The organism is Planctomycetia bacterium (assembly GCA_015200345.1).
In the GTDB taxonomy this organism is placed as follows: Bacteria; Planctomycetota; Phycisphaerae; order UBA1845; family UTPLA1; genus PLA3.
On the sequence record CP054187.1, the window covers coordinates 3,456,895 to 3,476,690 of the forward strand.

Annotated in this window: 18 protein-coding genes and 1 tRNA gene; 10 read left to right on the top strand and 9 right to left on the bottom strand. The window is 64.0% G+C overall.

Features of this window, described 5'->3' with window-relative positions:
* Window positions 1–15: 15 nt before the first annotated feature.
* Together HRU71_14105 and HRU71_14110 are read left to right on the top strand one after the other, a co-directional pair.
* Window positions 16–1,158 (top strand): hypothetical protein, encoded by a 1,143-nt coding sequence (locus tag HRU71_14105; protein QOJ04553.1) that lies wholly within the window; start codon window positions 16–18, stop codon window positions 1,156–1,158.
* A gap of 121 nt (window positions 1,159–1,279) precedes the next feature.
* A tRNA-Met gene (locus HRU71_14110) sits at window positions 1,280–1,352 on the top strand.
* A gap of 115 nt (window positions 1,353–1,467) precedes the next feature.
* On the opposite strand, the gene HRU71_14115 is transcribed toward HRU71_14110, so the two are convergent.
* Window positions 1,468–1,920 (bottom strand): YbaK/EbsC family protein, encoded by a 453-nt coding sequence (locus tag HRU71_14115; GenBank protein ID QOJ04554.1) that lies wholly within the window; start codon window positions 1,918–1,920, stop codon window positions 1,468–1,470.
* A gap of 738 nt (window positions 1,921–2,658) precedes the next feature.
* Here HRU71_14115 and HRU71_14120 point away from each other — a divergent pair.
* Genes HRU71_14120 through HRU71_14130 form a run of 3 tightly spaced genes read left to right on the top strand, consistent with a single transcriptional unit; the run spans window position 2,659 to window position 5,203 of the window.
* A complete protein-coding gene (locus HRU71_14120) occupies window positions 2,659–3,123 on the top strand; it encodes an acyl-CoA thioesterase (GenBank protein QOJ04555.1) in 465 nt (154 codons plus the stop codon).
* Complete coding sequence (locus HRU71_14125; GenBank protein ID QOJ04556.1) at window positions 3,120–4,502, top strand: tRNA modification GTPase; 1,383 nt, start codon at window positions 3,120–3,122, stop codon at window positions 4,500–4,502. Before HRU71_14120 ends, HRU71_14125 begins: the two co-directional genes overlap by 4 nt.
* 14 nt (window positions 4,503–4,516) lie before the next feature.
* Window positions 4,517–5,203 (top strand): HAD family hydrolase, encoded by a 687-nt coding sequence (locus HRU71_14130; GenBank protein ID QOJ04557.1) that lies wholly within the window; start codon window positions 4,517–4,519, stop codon window positions 5,201–5,203.
* On the opposite strand, the gene HRU71_14135 is transcribed toward HRU71_14130, so the two are convergent.
* The 7 genes from HRU71_14135 to HRU71_14165 form a co-directional block, all read right to left on the bottom strand.
* Window positions 5,191–7,293: a tetratricopeptide repeat protein gene (locus HRU71_14135; GenBank protein QOJ04558.1), complete on the bottom strand. Its 2,103-nt coding sequence runs from the start codon at window positions 7,291–7,293 to the stop codon at window positions 5,191–5,193. The genes HRU71_14130 and HRU71_14135 overlap by 13 nt on opposite strands.
* 14 nt (window positions 7,294–7,307) lie before the next feature.
* Window positions 7,308–8,318: a Gfo/Idh/MocA family oxidoreductase gene (locus HRU71_14140; protein QOJ04559.1), complete on the bottom strand. Its 1,011-nt coding sequence runs from the start codon at window positions 8,316–8,318 to the stop codon at window positions 7,308–7,310.
* Window positions 8,315–9,235 carry an acyl-ACP--UDP-N-acetylglucosamine O-acyltransferase gene (gene lpxA, locus HRU71_14145; GenBank protein QOJ04560.1) on the bottom strand — a complete coding sequence of 307 codons (921 nt, stop codon included), beginning with the start codon at window positions 9,233–9,235 and terminating at the stop codon, window positions 8,315–8,317. The genes HRU71_14140 and lpxA overlap by 4 nt, the downstream gene beginning before the upstream one ends.
* A gap of 116 nt (window positions 9,236–9,351) precedes the next feature.
* Window positions 9,352–10,662: a UDP-3-O-[3-hydroxymyristoyl] N-acetylglucosamine deacetylase gene (gene lpxC / locus HRU71_14150; protein QOJ04561.1), complete on the bottom strand. Its 1,311-nt coding sequence runs from the start codon at window positions 10,660–10,662 to the stop codon at window positions 9,352–9,354.
* Window positions 10,628–11,695, bottom strand: coding sequence for a UDP-3-O-(3-hydroxymyristoyl)glucosamine N-acyltransferase (gene lpxD / locus HRU71_14155; GenBank protein QOJ04562.1), 1,068 nt, complete (start codon window positions 11,693–11,695; stop codon window positions 10,628–10,630). The genes lpxC and lpxD overlap by 35 nt, the downstream gene beginning before the upstream one ends.
* Before the next feature lie 3 nt (window positions 11,696–11,698).
* On the bottom strand, window positions 11,699–12,415 hold the full coding sequence (locus HRU71_14160; protein QOJ04563.1) for an OmpH family outer membrane protein: 717 nt from the start codon (window positions 12,413–12,415) through the stop codon (window positions 11,699–11,701).
* Between the two features lie 87 nt (window positions 12,416–12,502).
* Window positions 12,503–13,663 carry a hypothetical protein gene (locus HRU71_14165; GenBank protein QOJ04564.1) on the bottom strand — a complete coding sequence of 387 codons (1,161 nt, stop codon included), beginning with the start codon at window positions 13,661–13,663 and terminating at the stop codon, window positions 12,503–12,505.
* 210 nt (window positions 13,664–13,873) lie between these two features.
* Between HRU71_14165 and frr the strand changes: the two genes are divergently transcribed.
* The 4 genes from frr (at window position 13,874) to HRU71_14185 (ending at window position 17,229) form a co-directional block, all read left to right on the top strand.
* On the top strand, window positions 13,874–14,443 hold the full coding sequence (gene frr / locus HRU71_14170; GenBank protein QOJ04565.1) for a ribosome recycling factor: 570 nt from the start codon (window positions 13,874–13,876) through the stop codon (window positions 14,441–14,443).
* Between the two features lie 73 nt (window positions 14,444–14,516).
* The gene (upp, locus tag HRU71_14175) at window positions 14,517–15,167 is read left to right on the top strand and encodes a uracil phosphoribosyltransferase (GenBank protein QOJ04566.1); all 651 of its coding nucleotides are present in this window, start codon (window positions 14,517–14,519) and stop codon (window positions 15,165–15,167) included.
* A gap of 65 nt (window positions 15,168–15,232) precedes the next feature.
* A complete protein-coding gene (locus tag HRU71_14180; GenBank protein QOJ04567.1) occupies window positions 15,233–16,708 on the top strand; it encodes an AMP-binding protein in 1,476 nt (491 codons plus the stop codon).
* 173 nt (window positions 16,709–16,881) lie between these two features.
* On the top strand, window positions 16,882–17,229 hold the full coding sequence (locus HRU71_14185; GenBank protein ID QOJ04568.1) for a PilZ domain-containing protein: 348 nt from the start codon (window positions 16,882–16,884) through the stop codon (window positions 17,227–17,229).
* A 94-nt stretch (window positions 17,230–17,323) separates the two neighbouring features.
* Here the strand turns inward: HRU71_14185 and HRU71_14190 are convergent, their stop codons facing one another.
* Window positions 17,324–18,250 (bottom strand): matrixin family metalloprotease, encoded by a 927-nt coding sequence (locus HRU71_14190; GenBank protein ID QOJ05023.1) that lies wholly within the window; start codon window positions 18,248–18,250, stop codon window positions 17,324–17,326.
* 554 nt (window positions 18,251–18,804) lie between these two features.
* Here HRU71_14190 and HRU71_14195 point away from each other — a divergent pair.
* Window positions 18,805–19,716, top strand: a complete 912-nt coding sequence (locus HRU71_14195) for a homocysteine S-methyltransferase family protein (GenBank protein QOJ04569.1) — start codon at window positions 18,805–18,807, stop codon at window positions 19,714–19,716.
* The last annotated feature ends 80 nt before the right edge of the window (window positions 19,717–19,796 follow it).

A 19,796-nucleotide genomic window follows, 5' to 3' on the forward strand; every position in this document is an offset into this window, starting at 1 on the left:
GTACGAGGTGACGTGATGCAAAACACGAAAACATGGACGTGGTTGTGCGCGGCCTTGCTCGGGCTGGCGGTGATCAGCCGAAGCGGCGCGGCCCAGGCCGATGGTCCGGACGTGGCGCAGCTGCTGGATCAAAAGGTCGAAAGCCTGACCATGAGCGGCATGGAGTTGCCGGCCGCGCTGGCCGATCTGGGCAAACAGGTCGGCGTCACGATCGTGCTCGATGACGAGTCGGCCGAAATGCTGCCGTGGGGCAAGCAAACAAAACTGGCCGACGTGACGATTACCAATGCATCGCTGCGCGAGGCATTGCCGAAGATTCTCGGCGCGTTGGGCATGACGTACGAAGTGCGCGAACAATCGGTGGTCGTGGTGGCGACCGATCCGCTGCGGCGGTTGGCGCGGCGGGCGACGTGGGAGGAACTGAAACTGCTGCGCCGAATGAGTGAGACGGCCTATTCGCCGGCGGCGTTCGGTGAGTTCAAGCTGCAATATCGCATCACGTCGAAGGTGGACGCGCCCAAGATGCTGCTGGAGCAGATGGAAAAGTCGGGCCAGGGCTCGGTCGCGCAGGTGCTGGAGACGGCCACGGGCGCGCTGCGCTGGGGCTGGACGCCGGAAGACGATCACATCGTGATCCGCACGGGGCAGGCGCAGATCGCCGGCAAGCTGTCGCGCCGGGTGACGGCGCGCTACACCGGCCAGCCGCTATCGCAGATTCTGGTGGACCTGGGCGACAAGGCCGGCGTGATGTTCAAGCTGGAGCCGGGCCTTCTGTTGAAGCTGCCGCCGTCGGTGAGTAGCTATACGCTTGTCTTACAATCGACGTCGATTCGGGCGGCGCTGGAGCTGATGGCTGCCGAGACAGGGCTGAAGTACGAGATTCACGCCGATGCGGTCTCGATCGGCGTCGGCGAAGCCGCCGCCGGATCAGGTCCGGCCACCGGCGGCGCGACGCGCTCGGGCAGCAGTCCGATCGCCGCGAAGGTCAGCATCCCGGCGAAGGAAGGCGGCGTGTCGTATGAGATCTTCCTGCGTGAAGACGAACTGCCGGCCGAGTTCCTCGAACATCGCGAGCAGCTCAAGCAGCAGTACATTCAGAAGCTGATGGCCGAACTGGCCCCCGACCCGCGCATCCGAACGGGAGAGGAACAGAAGTAGTCGCCATGTTCGGCAGTCGGTCTGCCCGAACCATGCAGCGTCGCGGGCAGCGACTCGGTGTGCGTCGCTGGGGCGGCCTTGAATCGCCTGCCTATTCCCCCTATAAATTACCGCTCGAAACAGCGGCGTAGCTCAGTTGGCAGAGCAAGGGATTCATAAGCCCTGGGTCGCCGGTTCAAGTCCGGCCGCCGCTAATTCCTCTTGTCCATCCGATACAGACTCGCGTCTTGACACGCGTGCTGTTGCGCGAGTCGGGTCTTCGGACCCGGCCTGCGGTAGTTGCCAGACCCCAATTGCATCCCGCGCTTGTCAAACCGCGATCCGCGCCTTGATCGGATTGCAAACGCGCTCCCAGTCTTCGCGAAGCAGTTTGACGGCCTCGGTGTGCGTGCCGGCCTGCATCACGAGGTACGTGTCCGATGCCAGGCGCTCGTCCATCACGGTCTTCAGGTTGAAAAGTCGTCCGACAGGCGGCTCGGCGCCGATCTCGCAATCGGGACAGACAATTCGCATTTCCTCCTCGGTCGCCAGTTCAACGCGCGGTTCGCCCAGCGCGCGGGCGGCGCGGTCCAGATCAAGTCGATCGCATGCCGCGATCACGCACATCGCGAAACCCTTTTCGCCCTTGACCAGCACCGGCTTGGCGACGAATCGACCGGGGACGTGCTCCGCGGCGGCTAACTCCTGTGACGTGAAGGCGGTTCGATGGGTCTTCTTCTCAAACGGGATCTTTTCGTTTCGCAGTAGTGTTTCGAGTTCCATGGTCCGGGCCTCCCAGGTGGCGCGCGGCCGAGCGGTGCGCAGCGGCTCGCACGGGCCGACTGCGATCCCGGTCTTGCCTCTTGAAATTGGCAGTTTGTGTGCCACGCGTTGCCCCCACCACGAACGCGCGCAATCGACGGGGATACGACAGGAAACTGACTCCGGCCTGGCGAAGTTTCATCGGTTCCAGGGCCAATAGGACTCTGCATGCGTAGAAAGTCGCAGGCGTAGCGTGTATTCATGCCATGTCCGACGGGAAATACCGTATGCCGCCGCCGGGGAGGCCGGTCTCCATAAAGGGTTCGCTGCGCGCCCAGGCGTTTTCCGCGCATTCCTGCACGCGAGAAAAAGCGGACGCGAACGCACGAACGGATGCTCGTGAACTGCGCGATCGGTCGATCGACTGCATCAGGAGAGCGGTGCGTCGTGCTCTTTCACATGCCTGCGGGGTTAGCTGACGGGCTGGGCCTTGAAAGTGGCCTGGAGCCGACCGACTCCTTCGCCCCGGCCGCGACGCTTGATAGCAAGGCGGCGGTGGGTTCCCCGCTCCCCGGCGTCAACCGGGGATTCGGCTCCGACAACAGGGGAATGGTAGCCGACTTTCGGCGGCGGTCAAAGGCGAGTCGGGACGAGCGGGCGGGTCGCAAGCAGATTGGTTATAGTGTGCGTTTTGCCCTGGCGCATTCGGTCGTAGCGGTACCGCGATTGGAATCGGCGCCGTGGGCGACAGGAAAAAATATGTCGTCGCAATCCAGCGATTCAACGTGCATCTCCACGACGCACCTCGTGAAGAGCGAGGACCTGAACCACCACCAGACGCTCTATGCCGGCCGGTGCGTCGAGTGGTGCGTGCAAATGGCCTACATTGCGGCGGAGAACTGCTTCGATGAGGCGCGGCCGGTCGTGTTCATGTCGATCCGCAGCTTGTCGATGCGAACGCCGGCGCGGCTGGGGGAGATTCTGCGATTCGAAGGGCGGGTCGATTACATCGGGGAATCCACCATCGGCATCAAGGTCGATGCGTGGAAGCTGCAACCCAAGGACGACCCCAAACCGGTTGCCACAGGGACGTTTCTCTTTTGCACGGTCGATGAGCAGGGGCGGGCCGTGGCACATGGTCTGCCGGCGCTGGCGGGCGCATCGCCGGCGTCGCAGCGCCGCTGGAAGCAGGACGACCTCGCGGTGGGTCGCTCGCCGGCATGAATCCGGATGATACAATTGTAGCGATTAGCTCGGCGGCGGGGGCGGCTGCGCGGGGGATCGTGCGCGTGTCGGGGCCGGCGGCGATGGCGATTGCGTCGAACGTATTTGAGGCTGACGATGCAGCCGCAGCCGGGTCAGGCGGCGCGTCGCCATCCGGAGCGAGCGATTGCGTGGAGGGCTTCGTACGCGTCGGGCGGTTTCGGCTGCCGGGGTTTGCGCTCGTGTTTCGCGCGCCGCGCAGCTACACCGGTCAGGATGTTGTGGAGCTTCATTTTCTCGGCGCGCCGGTGCTTCTGGGCTGGGTGGTCGAGGCTTGCATCGCCGCCGGGGCGCGGCGAGCCGAGCCGGGGGAGTTCACCCTGCGCGCGGTCCTCGCCGGGCGCATGGATCTTTCGCAGGCACACGGTGTGGCGGGCATGATTGCAGCGCGGTCGGACATGCAATTGCGCGCGGCCGAGCGACTGCTTCACGGAGAGCTGTCGCGCGTGGCGGGAGCGGCGCGCGAGCGGTTGGCGGATTTGCTTTCGTTGGTGGAAGGCGCGCTGGATTTCGCGGAAGAGCCGATCGAGTTCATTACACCGGGGCAATTGCGTGATGGGTTGATGGAAGTGCGTAAGGCCCTCGCGGCGACAACGGCAGCCGGTGTTCGCGCCGAGCGCTGGGAGCAATTGCCGCGTGTCGTATTGGCAGGTCATCCGAATGCGGGGAAGTCGAGTTTGCTGAATCGCCTGACCGGCCTGGACCGCGCGATTTGCGCGCCCGTGGCGGGAACGACCCGCGATGTGCTTTCCGCGCCGCTGCAACTGGGGGAGATGGAATGCCTGCTGATTGACGTGGCCGGAGTAGTGGAAGCGGTTGATGCGCTGGACGCGCAAGCACAGCGAGCCGCGCGCGATGCCCTCGCGTCGGCCGACCTCGTGGTATGGGTGGTGGATGTTGCCGAGAGCGATCCGACGCGACGCGTGGAGCCGCCGGCTTTCGACGTCCCAATCCTTCTCGTTGGAAACAAGTGCGATCTGCTGGGGTCGGGGCGCGCGGCAGGGGTGAGCGAGTACGAACTACTCGTCAGCGCGGCGACGGGCGCCGGAGTGGATGCGTTGAAGTCGGCGCTGGCGGCGCGGCTGCGAGCCCGCGAGTCGGCGGTGAGCGACGCGGCGATCGCGCTGATGTCGGAGCATCGGGCGGCGCTGGACGCGGCGCTGGAGTCGCTGGATCGCGCGATCAAGCTGGCGTTGTCGTCTGGCGAAACGCTATCCGACGCGGACCTCGTCGCGGCGGAATTGCGAACTGCGGCGGAGGAATTGGGTGTGCTGGCGGGCCAGGAAGACACGGAAGAATTGCTCGGACGGATTTTTTCGCGATTCTGCGTGGGAAAATGAGAACGGGAGCGGGCATGGAATTGGACGGCGTCTTTCTTGACATGTACGGAACCCTGACGGCGGGCGATCGTCAGGCGGTGGAGGCGACGTGCGAGCATCTTGTGCGGGATTTTCGGCTGGCCATCTCGGCACACGAGTTGAGCATCACATGGGGCGAGCGATTTTTTCACGCGCTGGACTTCTGCAATGGCGACGCTTTCCTGACGCTCTTCGACGTGGAGCGCCGCACGCTGCGCGAGACGATGGCCGCACTCGGTGTCACCATGGACCCGACGCCCTATGCCGAGATGCTGCGGCGCTACTGGAGCGATCCGCCGCTTCAGCCCGAGGCGATCGCGTTTCTGCAAACGTGTTCGCTCCCGGTGTGCCTCGTTTCGAACGCCGACCGGGTCGACATCGACGCGGTGATTGAACGGCACGCGCTCAAGCTGGAGCGTGTGGTGACGTCCGAGGACGCCCGCAGCTACAAACCCGATCGCGCCATTTTCGACCAGGCGCTGGCCCAGACCGGCTGGCGGCGCGAGCGCGTGATTCACGTCGGCGACAGCCTGCACAGCGATGTCGGCGGGGCCATGGTCGCCGGCCTCCGCAGCGGCTGGGTCAATCGTGCGCACCGCATCCATGACATCGGCACGCACACGCCGGACCACGAGTTCGGTGATTTGCTGGAATTCCTCCGCTGGCTTGATCAAGGCGCCTGATCGGCGGGAGCGCTGGCGGGCATCGACGCGGCCGCGTTCAGCGCCGCCTGCGCGCGAGCCAGGGCCTGTTGCGCCGGGACCAGCTCGGGCCGGATCCGCAACGTCGCCTCGTAATGCGGGATTGCATCCTTCCAGCGGCCCAGGCGTGCCAGTGTATTGGCATAATTGAAATGCACGCTCGCCTCGTCGGGCGCGAGCGCCAGCGCCCGCTCGTAGTAGGGGATGGATGCCTCGATCCGGTCGGTGAACGATAGCGCGTTGGCCAGACCGTTCAGCACGCGGAGCGATTCCCCGGCGTAGAAAAGATTGCGCCGATAGAGCGGAATCGCCTCGGCCGGCTCGTTCACCTTTACCAGCAAATCGGCCAGTTGCCGCAGGGCGTCGGCGTGTTCCGGGCGAATGCGCAGCGTCTCGCGATAGTGATGGATGGCCGCGTCGATGTTTCGCTGCTCGTCGTAGATGCAGGCGAGATAGAAGTGCGCTTCGCTGTGCGAGTTGTCCAGCTCCAGCGCCCGGCGGAAGGCGGCCGCCGCCTCATCGAGCCGGCCGAGCTTGGTAAGAAGGACGCCCTTGACGGTATTCGCTTCGGGATACTTCGGGTCGAGCTTTACGGCCTGTTCGGCATGCGTGAGTGCTTCGTCGTATCGCTTCAGGGCGTTGAGCACCTGGGCCATGCCATAGTGCCCGGCGACAAAGCGGGGGTCTTTCTCCAGCGCGCCGCGATACAGCGCGATCGCTTCGTCGTGGCGTTCTTGACGAAGCAGGACCGCACCCAGGGCGAGATGTGCGCGAGGATTCGCCGGTTCGATTTCAAGCGTGCTGCGCCAGAGCCGCTCGGCGGTGGCGTAGTCCCGATTGCGGGCAATCGTGCGACCGCCCAGCGCCAGCAGGGCGATTCCCACGAGTCCAATCGCAAAGCTCGGAGCAAGTCGCGCCGCCGCCGACCGGGTCGCGGCCCACTTGCTTAACGCCTCATGCGTGCCCAGAACAGCCAGCGCGCAAAGCGGCGCGAGGGCAAGGTACATGCGGTGCTCAAAGGCCGGGTCGACGATGGGCACGAAGCTCGACGTGGGCGAGAGAATGATGAAGAAACTCGCGGCGATCAGGCCGATCGGCGGGTGACGGCGGAGCAGGGCGATTGTGCCGGCCAGCAGCATCGCGACGGCGCACATCTGCGGCACCCAGTCGGTCCAGGTGCGCGCGATCGGCCAGGCGTAGTCGATGCAGAGGTGCAGCGGAAATATGGACAATTGAAGATATTTGAGGAGGACGCCGAACTGGGTGCGGGCATAATCAACGGGTGAGAGGCCTTGCAGCCCGAAGCCGACGGTGTTGGAGCGCGGGCCTCCAGCGATGAGCGCAAAGAGGATCAACCACGTCGCCGCGATGCCGAGATGGGTCAGCCCGCGCCGCGCGAGGGTTTGTCGAATTCCTCCGCTCAAGAGCACGACGTCATACCAGAAGATGACGAACGGTGCCGTGACCATGACCTCCTTGCAGCCCATGCCCAGAGCCGAACAGATCACCGCGCCGGCCGACCAGGGGAGCGGCCGCGGCGAAGCGGCGGCGCGGACGACGCAATAAAGCGTCGCAAGGTAGAACAAACTCACCATGCACTCGACGCGCTGGATGACATAGGTCACGGATTCGGTTTGCAGCGGATGGACCACCCAGAGCAGGGCGGTCACGACTGCCAGCGCCGTCGCGGAGCGTTCAAACCGCTCTCGAAATCGCTCCGCGAGCAGCGTGCGCCGGACGACGCCGAACAGCAGCAATCCGGAGGCGAGGTGAATCAACACGTTGAAGAGGTGATACCCGCGGACGTCCAGCCCGCCCAGCGCGTAGTTGATCGCCAGCGTGTAGGCAACGACCGGACGACCGGAGACGGTCGACTGGTAGGGGGCCGACACCGCCTCGCGCAGCGGCCACAGGGATCGAATATAGACGTTCTCCGTGATCGAGTACTGATCGTCAAAAACGAACGGACCATTCAGGCTGTTGGCATAGACGCCCGCGCCGGCGAGGGCGATCAGCAGCCCGGCCTGCCACGGGGCGATGCGGGTTGCGAGGGTAGGGCCGTGCGGCGACATGGTGCCCCCTGGGCTTACGCGCCCCAGCGATGCGCGCCGAGGGCGGCGACGATGTCGGAGGCGAGCCGGACCGCGGCGGCGCCGTCCTCCGCGGTGACGGGGGGCGGCTTGCCGGTTGCGACGCTTTCGAGGAATGCTTCCAGCTCGGCGCGGAGCGGCTCCACGTCGTCCACGAGCAGCGGCTCGACCTTCACCAGTTGGCCGAAATCGACGTTGGCCATGTCAGCAAGATTCTCAAACTTTCCGTCGCGCGCCATGGCGAGGATGTCGAGATTCGCGTCGCGCGTGATGGCGATGCCGGTCTTGCGCTGATAATCAAGCGAGAGGTAGGCCGTCTCGCTGAAGACGCGGATGCGCCGATCGGTCTTCAAGGCCAGGCGCGAGGCGACGAGATTGGCCACGGCCCCGTTCTCAAACACGACGCGGGCGTTGGCCACGTCTTCGTGGCGCGAAAGCACGTTCACGCCGACGGCATCCAGCCGGGCCACCGGCGACTTGACCAAATTCAGCACAATGTCGATATCGTGAATCATCATATCGGACACGACGCCGATGTCGGCCGAGCGAAATCGAAACGGACTGATGCGCTGGGTCTCGATGTACTTGGGCGAGATCTGCAGCCGTTGCATGGCCCGCACGACCGGATTGAACCGCTCGGTATGACCCACGGAAAGCAGCGCGCCCGTCTCCCGTGCAATCGCCAGCATCCGATCCGCCTCTTCGACGTTCGGCGCCAGCGGTTTCTCGACGAGCACGGCCACCCCGCGGCGCATCAGCGGTTCGGCCACCGCGAGATGATGGATCGTGGGCACCGCGACCGTCACGGCGCGAACGTCGGCCGGCAACTCATCGATGGAAGTCATCGCGCGGCATTGGAAGTCCTTTGCGCAATCGCGTGCCCGCTCGGCATTCGCATCGACGACGGCGATCAACTGCGCGGAAGGCAACTCGCCATAGAGCCGTGCGTGGTGCCGGCCCATGTGGCCCACGCCGACCACGGCGACGGGAATCGGTTGATGGCTCACGAGCGCCGGCCTCCGCCGTAGAACTGCGGCACCGCGCCCTGGTCGCGGCGGAGGGATTCCAGATAACGTCCGTGAACGCCCTGGAAGATGGATCGCTTGAGGAAGTTGATCAGGTACTGGCCGTGGTAATCGAGCTTGCCGTTGGTCTCACACTCCCGAATGCGCCGGGCAAGGCTGATCGTTGCCTTGTCATCCTTGATGAACGGCATGATGCGATACAGCGAGCGCAATCCGAAAACGGCGGCGGCCTGATTCTTGCGGGGGAACAACTTCTTGCACAGGTCGCGGAGCTGCTGGATCGTGCTCTCGTCGAATCCCCAGCGCCCCAGTCCCTTGATGTTCACGCCCTGCACGTTGCCCTCGAAGCCGAAGATCATGTAGGGCGGTGTGTCGATCGTGCAGCGGGCCATGCCGGTGATGAAACTGTATTGCCCAATGGTCACAAATTGCTGAACGCCGACCAGGCCGGAGACGGTCACGTGATCCTCGATGTGAACGTGCCCGGCGATCTGCACCTGGTTCGACAGAATGCAGTGATTGCCCACGCGCACGTCGTGCGCGATGTGCGAGCCGACCTGGAACTGATTGTGGTTGCCGATTTCGGTGAGACCGCCAGCGACTTCCGTTCCCGTGTGCGCCGTGACGCCTTCGCGGAAGATGTTGTCGTCGCCGATGACCAGGCGCGTCGGCGTGCCGGTGTACTTCAGATCCTGCGGGGCCGCGCCGATCACGCAGCCGGGGTAGAAGAGGTTTCGCTCACCGATGTGAGTGTTGCCGAGAATGGTGACGTTCGCGATCAGGCGCGAACCGGCCCCGATGCGCACATCCGGACCCACATAGCAGCCCGGCCCGATCTCAACCTCGTCGGCGATCTGCGCCTGGGGAGCGACGGTGGCAGTCGGGGAAATCCTCGGCATTCACCACAATCCGCAGTGGCGGCAGCTCCGCGCCGCCATTGAGCCTTCCACGCGTTCGACGCCGCTTCCACTTCGGCGTCCGCCTTGCCAGTTTGACAACCGCGCGGCGGTGGGGGTTAGGCCCCCTCCGCATCCACCATCATAAACTTTATTTCCGCTTCCGCCACCACCGTGTCCAGAACCATTGCCCAGGCCCGAACATGGCCGGTCCGGGCCTTCACCCGGATATTCTGCACGTGCAAAACGAGCTGATCTCCCGGAAGGACCGGCTTGCGGAATTTCACATGGTCCATGGATAGCAGGACCGCCACTTTTCCCGTGTGCTCCAGCTTCTGGGAAAGCAGAATTCCCGCCAGCTGGGCCATCGCCTCAAGGATCAACACCCCCGGCATGATCGGCTGGGCCGGGTAATGACCCTGAAAGAACGGCTCGTTGATCGTGACGTTCTTAATCCCCACCGCCCGGCGGTCTTCGTCCAGTTCGACCACCCGGTCAATCAGAAGGAACGGGTAGCGGTGGGGGAGGATTCGCCGAAGGGCGAGCGAGTCGTAAACCGCTTGCGCGCCGAGCAGGGCGGTGCGCTCCTGCGTCTTGATGGCCGCCAGGAGCTTGCGGACCAATTCATGGTTGAGCGAGTGCCCGCTCTTGCGAGCGATGATCCGGCCGCGGATCGGCCTCCCGGCGAGGTACAAGTCGCCGATGAGATCGAGAATCTTGTGCCGCACGCACTCGTCGGGGTAACGGAAGGCGTTTCCAATGACGCCGTCGTTCCCGATGACCACGACATCCTGATACGTGAGATGCTTTCCGAGTCCGGCGGCTTGGAATTGTTTCGCTTCTTCTTCGGTGAGGAACGTCCGTGCCGGTGCGACATCATGAAGAAACGATTCCGCCGACAAGCGGAGCGCGTAGATTTGCCGGGGAATCGGCCCGCCAGGACCGTAATCGAGGTCGTAGATGATGTTCAGGTCGTCGGTGTCAGTCGGGACAGCGATCAACTCGGCATCGCCTTCTGCGACGCGCACGGTCTCGCGTATCACAAGCGGCTTCTGCTCGACGCCCAGTTCCGCGATGCCGGCCTGGTGAATGGCATCGACGAAAATATTGGAACTGCCGTCGCCGCCGGGCAGCTCGCCGCCGCTGATCTCGATTTCGAGGTTGTCGATGCCCAGCCCATGCAGCGCGGCCATGCAATGCTCGACCGTTTCGACCGTCAACGTGCCATTGCGGATGCTGGTGCGGCGGGCGCGTTTGGTGACGTTATCGACGTGGGCCTTGATTCGGGCCGGGACCGGCGCATCAACGCGGACAAAGGTGATGCCCGAATCGGCCATCGCCGGCTTGAAGCGCACGACCACCTCTTCCCCTGTGAACAGGCCCCGGCCGCTGATTTCAGTCGGGTTTTGGATGGTCTGCTGCGGCTTCAAGGTCGCGGACTCGCTTCGTTAACTCGGCGACTTGCTCGAACAACTCCGGCAGCTTGCGAACGCGCGCCATCTCGCGAAACGCGATCGATCGGTCCTGGGCCGGCGACCCGACGACCGTCTGCCCATCCGGCACGTCGCTCATGATACCACTTTTCGCCGCGATGCGAACCTCGTTTCCGATCTTCAACCCGTGGGCGATTCCGACCTGCCCGCCCATCGCCACGCCCGCGCCGACCTGCACGCTGCCGGAGATCCCCGTCTGCGCCGCGATGACGCACAACGGGCCGATCTGCACGCTGTGCGCCACCTGCACGAGGTTGTCGATCTTGGTTCCGCGGCCGATGCGCGTCGTGCCGAGTTTGCCCCGGTCGACGCACACGCCCGCGCCCAGCTCCACCTCGTCCTCGATGATCACCGTGCCCAGGTGCGGCAGCTTGTGGTGCTTTCCCTGGCGATATACGTAGCCGAACCCATCGGCGCCGATCACCGAGCCGGCGTGAATCACCACGTCGTTGCCGATCGTGCAGCGATCGTACACAACAACCCGATCGAACAACGTCGTGCCCGATCCGATCACCACGCCGTGGCCGATGCTGACCCCTTCGTGAATGATCGACCCGTCGCCGATTTGCGCGTCGCCGTGAATGACCGCTAGCGCACCGACGCGCACATCACGCCCGAGGCGCGCGGAAGGATCGACCACCGCCGTAGGGTGTATACCCGGTTCGGGCGGCAGTGGTGGCACGAAAAAGTGCGCCAGCACCTTCGTCATGGCGAACTCGGGATCGTCCACGAACACGGCCCGCGGCTCGCCGGGCATCAGCTTTTCGGTGCAGAGAATCGCCGCCGCCTGCGACGTCGCCGCTTCCGCCGCGTGCCGGGATTCGGTTACCCAGGTGATGGAGTCTGGCCCGGCCTCATGCGCCGCGGCGACAGCGCGCAGCACCACGCCGCCGCGCGAAGCATCGGCCAGTCGGCCATCGCAGAGGCTCGCAAGGTCCGCCACGGTCAGGCTGGTGCGGTGCGCAGGCATGGATCAGCGCTTGGGCGACTCGTTCCTGTCGCCGGACCCGGACCCGCCGCCGAACGTCGGGCCGGTAGCGCTTCCGAGCTTCGGGCGTGCCGGGTCGTTTCGATACTCGGCGTTCATTTTGGCAATCACGGCGTCGGTGATGTCCAGTTCTTCGGAGTTGTACACCACGACGCGATCCTGAATGATTCGGCGGATCGCTTGAACGCTCTGTTCCTGGATCTCGTCCGGCCGGAATGCCGTCCGTTGCAGGACGAGGTCCATCCCGCGCTCCCTGGCCACGGCCGCCGCCATTTCGCAGGCCTTTTCATAGACCTTGATGGTCCAGGTGTAGCGATCCTGTTCAATTTCCTGTTCGGCGACCTTCAGCCAGACGTTCGCGTCGATGTTCGCGCGGACCAGCTCGGTTCGACGCGCTTCGTAGTCCGGCGTGCCGGGCTTGAAGGCGTTCAGCGCCGTCTGCTTGTCCTCGATGCGCCGGCGCCGTTCGGCGGCCTCCTTGGCGTAGTCATCCGTCTTTTTTTTGATCTGATCGTTCAAGTCCAGAATCTGCTGGCACTCGTTGAAAATGCGGATCAGATCGATCACGCCTGCGCGCGTGGCCGGGCCGCCGGATGCGGCGGGGGGGACGCTGCTCGCCGGCTGCCCCTGCCCTTGCGCGAGGCCGACCGCGCAGAGCACGACCGGCGCCAAAGCAATCAGGATCAACGTTGCACGTTTCACGGGATGGACTCCTTCTGATCGCCGGCGGCCGGACCGCGCGACGTCGGGTTGATCGGGCCGGAACAGCGCCGAGGCGCCGCCGGTTCGTTACTTCACTTTACAGACAATCGTCTTGCTCTTCTGGTCTTCCACGTCCAGGCTGAACCCCTCGAACGTCAACTCAATCAGGTGCTCGGTCAACGCCTCGGCCGTCATGTTGCTTTGAACCGTGTACTTCACCTGGCCTTTGGCGCCGTCCTTCACCACTTCCTCCACGCCGGGGATGCCCTCCAGCGCCTTCTTGATGGCGATACTCTGCTTCACGTCGGCCACGCCCGAAACGTCGATGATTACATCGCCCACGCCGCCGGCCGTGCCGCGCGTCCACGATTCCAGCAGGTCATACACGCTCGCATCGGCCAGCTTCTGGCCCGTCTTTTCCAGCGTCTGCCGACCGCCGATCGGCCCGGCCACACGCGAGCCGCCGCGCACGCCGGTCATCGTGTTCGAAAAAATCGCGTCGCCCGTCTCGGTCCAGAAGCCCTGGATCGTCACGTCGGACTCCCACATGTTCAACTCAATCCCCGCGGCGGTCGTTTTCTGTGGTCCGCTCGCACGCGATGTGCCTTTGATATAAACCTGCGCGCCGTAGCTGGACGCAATCGCCTTCAACGCCTCGGTGTTGTCCTCCATCGCCGCCGCCTCGGCCTTCTTGCGATCAATCTCTTTCATCTGACCGGGGTTTACCAGCTTGAAGCCCAGTTGCAGCAACTTGCGCTCGATGGCCGTGCCGAGAATGCTGTCACGCTGCACGATCTCGCGGCTCGGCTCCTCGCGCGTCAGGTCGTGAATGATCTCGGTGAAGATGACCATGATCTTCGGCCGGCCGAGTTGCTTGAGAATAATCGCCACCTCCGCCCAGGTCGCATCGATCAGTTTCTTGCTGACCTTCGCCTCGACCTCGACGGTGACGACTCCGTTGGCGCTGGTCTCGCCAAGGACTTTGTAGTCCTTCACCAACCCGGCTGCACGCGACAGGACGACGTCAAACTCCAGCGCGAAGTCCTTCGTCTGCGACTTGCTGGCGATCTCCTGCTGCCCGCCCTGTTCGATGGCTTTGCGAAGCGCATCTTTCAGCGCGCCGTCCTTGCTGATGCCCTGACCTTTGACTTTGACGATCACGATGTCGTCATCGGCCCGGGCCGCAGCGGGGACCGCCAGTGCAAGGCAGAAAGTCCATAGCGTTGCGATTACGGCGATACGGTTCATGTTCAACGTCTCCTATTGCTTGGGCGGCGCCGAACCTGCGGGCGGGGGATCTTTCCGTTCGCGCCAGCCGCGATTGTCCGTTTGACGGCTCGGCGGGTCAAGCCGCAGCAGGAGTACGCGCCACGTGTGTTTTGTAGTCGTTCCCAATTTGGTTAGAATGCCGCGCACATCCGAACTTAGACACCCTTTGACCCGAGGAAGTCAAGTAACATGCCCTGGGACGAAATCGAACTCGAAGCCGACGACGCCATGGACAAGGCGGTCAAGTTTCTCAAGCAGGAATTCCGCGGTGTGCGCACCGGCCGGGCCTCGCCTGGGCTGGTCGATCATGTGAAGGTGAAGGTCGCCTCGTATGGCGGCGCGCCGATGGATTTGAAATCACTGGCCACCGTCACGACGCCTGACGCCTCGATGATTCTCATCAAGCCGTTTGATCCGGCGACGCTGAAGGACATCGAGCGTGCCATTCAGGAGGCACAGATCGGCATCAACCCGCAGAGCGACGGCAAGGTCATCCGTCTGCCGGTGCCGGCGCTGTCGGGCGAGCGGCGGCAGCAGATCTCCGGACAGATTAAAAAGATGGCCGAGGCGCAGAAGGTGGCGCTGCGGAATGTGCGGCGCGATGCAATTCAGAAGATCGACGCCGAGAAGAAAGCCGGCGACCTGCCGGAGGATGAAGCGAAGCGCGGCCAGGAAGAAATAGACAAGATGACGAAGAAGTACGAGGCCCAGATCGACGAGGCCCTGGCGGCGAAGACGAAGGAAGTCATGGAAGGATGAGGCGGAGCATGGGCATCCCGCCCGCGCCGACTCCATGCGGGCCAGTCGTGCGCCGCGACCCTGTCCAGCGCGTATGCCGAACACGATTGAACAACCTTTTCCCAACGTCTTCGTCATCCGTCACCCCGTGGTGCAGGAGCAGCTCACCGTCGCGCGCGATGCGAACACCGGCGTCGAGAAGTTCCGCCGGCTCACGGGCCAGATTGCCAGGCTGATGGCCTTCGAACTCACGCGCGACTATCCCACCGAACCGGTCGATGTGCAGACGCCGCTTGCGCCGTGCCGGGGCTGCAAGCTGGCCCGCGGCCTGACGCTCGTACCGATTCTTCGCGCGGGTCTGGGCATGGTCGAAGGCATCCTCGAATTGTTGCCGTCGGCGCGCGTCGGCCACCTCGGCATCTACCGCGACCACGACACGCTTCAGCCGATCACGTATTACAACAAGCTGCCGCCGACCATCGCGCAGACCGATGTCATCGTGATCGACCCGATGCTCGCGACGGCCGGATCGCTGATCGCCGCGATCGAGGTCGTGAAGAAGACCGGCGTGGAGCGAATCAAGGTGCTGTGCCTCGTGGCCGCGCCCGAGGGCATTCGCGCCCTGATGGGCAAACACCCGACCGTGCAGGTCTACACCGCCGCCATCGACGAGCGGCTGAATGAAAAGGGCTACATCGTGCCGGGCCTGGGCGATGCCGGCGACCGCCTTTTCGGCACGGCGTAAGACCAACGAGCCGCGGGCTTCAGCCCGCGCGGCGCTTTGTTGATGGACCCCAGTGGAGTGTGAGCGTGATCGTCGATCGTTTTCTTGCCGCAGCAGACAAGGCATCGCGCGACGCCCGCGTGTCCGATCCGCTGCGCGCCATCAGCCACCGCGACCTGCTTCGGCTTGCCAACGTCATGCGCCGGCAGGTGCTTCGCCAAACAGACAATCCTCACGTCGGCCTCTGCATGCCCTCGTGCGTCGCATTCGCCGGCACGTTTTACGGCATCCTCTGGGCCGGCCGTACCGTTGTCCCGCTGAACTTCCTGCTCGGCCCGACCGAGCTGGCCGCCGTGGTGGCCGATAGCGGGCTGGACACGATTTTTTCGATCCGGCATTTCGCCGAGCAGCTCGCCCCGCTGCCCGTGAAAAAGATATTTATAGAAGACCTGCCGCTGAAACGTGAGATGATTTTCGAGCGCCTTCGCATCAAGCCCTCGCCGCCGCGCGTCCGGCCTGACGATACGGCGATTCTGCTTTATACGTCCGGCACGTCGGGCGTTCCCAAGGGCGTCTGCCAGACCCACGCCAACCTGGTGCACAACGTCGAATCCTCCGTCGCCAAGGCCCGGCTCGAAGCGGGGCACCGCTTCCTTGGCGTGCTGCCGTTGTTTCACAGCTTCGGCATCACCGCCATGATGCTCGTCCCGACCTGGATCGGGGCCGACGTCCACTACCTGCCGCGCTTCACGCCGGCCGGCCTGTTCGACGCCATTCGTGAGCGGCGCAGCAGCGTCACCATGCTGATCGCCAGCATGTACGGCGCGATGCTCAAGTCCAAGCGCGGCAAGGCCGAGGACCTCGCCAGCGTCACCTACGCCATCAGCGGGGGCGAGGCGCTGCCGCCGCAGGTACACGCCGAATTTCTCCAGCGCTTCAAGGTCGACGTGCTCCAGGGCTACGGCATGACCGAGGCCTCTCCCGTCGTCAGCCTCAACGTGCCGTGGGACCATCGCACCGGCACGGTGGGGCAAGCCATCCCCGGGCTGGACGTGCGCGCGGTTGATGACAAAAATACGGCACTCCCGGCCGGACGCGACGGCGAACTGTGGGTGCGCGGGCCCAGCGTCATGAAGGGGTATTACAAAAAGCCTGACGAAACCGCCGCCGCCATCACCCCCGACGGCTGGTACAAAACCGGCGACATGGGCAATCTCGACCCCGATGGATTCATCACCATCACCGGGCGCAAAAAGGAAATGATCATCGTCGGCGGAGAGAATGTGTACCCGCGCGAGATCGAAAATGCGCTGGAACAGCACGCAGCCGTCGCGGAATCCGCAGTGATCGGCAGGCAGGACGCGTCGCGCGGCGAAGTCGTTGTGGCGTTTGTCACGCTCCGAGAGGGGGCGTCGGCTACCGAGACCGAATTGCGTGAGCACTGCCGCGAGCGCTTGGCGGGCTACAAAGTCCCGCGCCAGGTGATCATTGCGCCCGACCTGCCGCGCGGCCCGACGGGCAAGATTCTCAAACGAAAGTTGAAGGAAACCCTGACTGCGTAGGAAGCCTCGCCGGACGAGTTATGGGCCGCTCCGTGCCGCTGCCAAGAGGTTTGATTCTGCTATTGGGCCGCGTTCTGCGCAAATCACCGGGGCGTAGTCCAGCCGACCGCCCGATCAGGCCGACAAATCTGTTGATGGCTACACTGATTCATAAGATCCGGTCGGACCGCGCGATGGCGGAAGCGAATGCGGAACGCCGGGCGCACCGCCGCATGGCGTTGCGCCTGCCGGTCGAGTGTCGCCGCGAAGGGCAGGATGGCGAGTACGTCGTCCGCACGATCACGCAGGACATCTGCACCAGCGGTATCTACCTGGAATTGGACGAGCCCGGTTTTCGAAAGGGCGATCGGCTCTCGGTTGAACTGACCATCCCGCCATCCGAGGGCGTCTCGTCGGACGCGGGTCTTGGAACATGCGAGGCCGAAGTTGTTCGCACAAACCGTGTGCGCCGAATCGGCGAATCATTCGATCGTTACGGCGTCGCGCTTCGATTCCTCGGTCCGCTGCGCATTTCTTATTGATTGCCCGCCGCGCGCGGAAGTCTCTCCGGCTTTTCGAGTTGCGACCGTGAGAAAACGGGGTTCCTGCCGCGTTGACTGCCGCTCAATCGTCGGGTTACTCGACGCAATCCCGGCACCTTTCACACATGTTCACCGGCAGGTCCAACGCCCGCGCCGCCGCCGGCGTCGATGGGACCACGTCCGCAAGCCGCATGCGCCCCGCGCCGGTGATCGGATTCGCGCCGACATTTCGCATCAGCGTCGTGTAGCTGTCCTGCCAGCCCATCGGGAACACACCGCTTTCCAGGGCAGCGCGGCGATACACCGCGTCGTTGTCCAGCATTTGGCCGGCCGATCGCGCCACGGCCATGACATCGCCCGCTTCGCCGGTGTGATCCAGGCCGAGCAGATGTCCCAACTCGTGCGAGGCGACGTTGGCGATGGCTTGCGCAACTTGCTCCAGCGACGGCTGGAGAATCTCCCACTGGGCCAGCGTCTCGGTGAAGATGATCGCCTTCTGGTCGGGCACAAGATTGCCCACGTCGACGTTGTCCGCCAGCCCCAGGAAGTCGGCGCTGAAATTCCCAAAATACAACCGGGTGTGCGCAGCGGCCGGGGCCGGCTCGCCGAGGCTGCTGATGAGTGTCACGTCAAATTCAGCCAAATCGCGCCGCATATGTTCAACGACAAGTCGCGCCAGCGTTTCACTTTGTCCGGAGAATCGCCCCGAGATCGCCTCCGCCGAGAACGGGCGCATCACTTCCACCGGCTGGCTGGCAATCCGCACCTCGGCGCCGCCTGAAAAGTTGAGATACACAAGCTGATTGCGGGCCGGCGGAAGAAACTGGTTCGGCGCGCGACGCAGCCGGATCGTGTAGCGCCCAGAATCGTAGCGACCCTCGCTCGAAGCGAAGTACCGACCGTTGGACACGGCGATGCCCAGGTACAGATTCTCCGTGTCGCCGCGAAGCGAAAGTGACATGAACGGGTCGAGCATGCCGGCGTAATACGAGCGATCATCGTTCGCGTCGATCAGGTTCATGTCGGCGTCGAACAGCGCCGCGACGGTGTTGAGGCCGTTCTCGCCGAACACCTCCACGGTGACGCGGTCTCCGAGCAGCGCGGGCCCCAGCGCGAAGAAATCGACGTCGCCGGCGCCGTTGATCGCGCCTTCCACGAGGATCTCGCCTTCCGTCGGAAGCGTCGCGAACTGGGCCGTCGCGAACGAATTGTTGTCGTCGTCCCATTCAATCACCGGACTCACGACCGGTGGGAACTCGCTCGGAAGGCTCGGCCGCTCATTCGGCGCGATCGCCGCGCTCGGGAGGACGGACACGTCGCAGCCAAAAAGAAAGGCGCAAATCGCAGCCAGGACGAAGACGGTTCGATCAAACCCGGATCGGAGGTTCCGGCGGACGTGCATTGCAGAGGCTCCTGCAACCGTTCCACCGGCTTACCTCCAGAGGGGCCAGCCGTTGGGGAGAATGTTCGGATTGAGTTGAGTAAAATCTTTAGAGGCAACGTACGATAGGCGCACGTTATCGGCGGCGAAGCACGAGGTGATTGTGAGCGAGGCGCAAGGGAAGACGGTTTTATATGGACCAGCCGCGGTCGCCGAAGAAATGGGCGTTTGATCGGTCCCGCCTGCTAGTCGTCGACGGCGATTATCGGCGAGAATACCAGTCTCGCGCGGTGTCGGGCGAGGCGTTTGGCACGCGCGTGGAGTTGTTATCCGACGCCGCGAGCGCGTTTCTCGATGCCGGTGCAAGCGTGATCGTCACCCCGACGGATCACACCGTGCCGGTCGGGCAATCCGGTGGGACCGGCACCGACGCGGTCTTGTTCGCGCATCAATGCGCCGCGGCGCTTCGCGCCTGCATCGACCGCCATCCACGAAGCCACACGACGACCCTCGTGGGGGCGCTTGGCCCCACGATCGAATTATTGACCCTCGACGAAATTGACGAAGCAACCCTGCACCAGACTTATCGGGCGCAAGCCGACGCGCTGATCCGAGCGCGAGTCGATGCCATTCTTTGTCGCGGCTTCACCGAATTGCCCGCGCTCCTCGCGGCGATTCGAGCGGTGAAGCATGTCGCCGCCGATCTCCCCGTCATCGCAACCTTGTGCTTCGATTGCGGCCCGAATCAAACCGACACCGCGATGGGCGTCAGTGTGCCGCAGGCCTGTGAAGCCCTGGCAGGCCTTGGGCTTGCCGCGATCGGATTCGACGGCGGCCGCAGCCCCGATGCCGCGCCGGCCGTCCTGACAAAGTTCATCGAATTAACAGACTTGCCGTTATGGGTCACCGTCTCGCCGGGCCATCCGCAGTTGGATGAAGGCCGCCTGACATACAGCGACGGGCCGAAGGAATTTGCTGAACGATGCAAAGCGCTCGCACTGGCTGGGGCAACCTTTGTTGGCGGCAGCGCCGGCGCTACGGCGGAACACGTGGCTGCCTGGGCGTCCGCGATCAGTAGCGATAAACGCCTGAAAAAACGGTCCTGAAACGGCATGACCCTTTGGACTGCTTGCTTGACCCTCGTTGCGCAAAGCCAGTATAATGAAGTGTTTGAGTCGATTGCCGA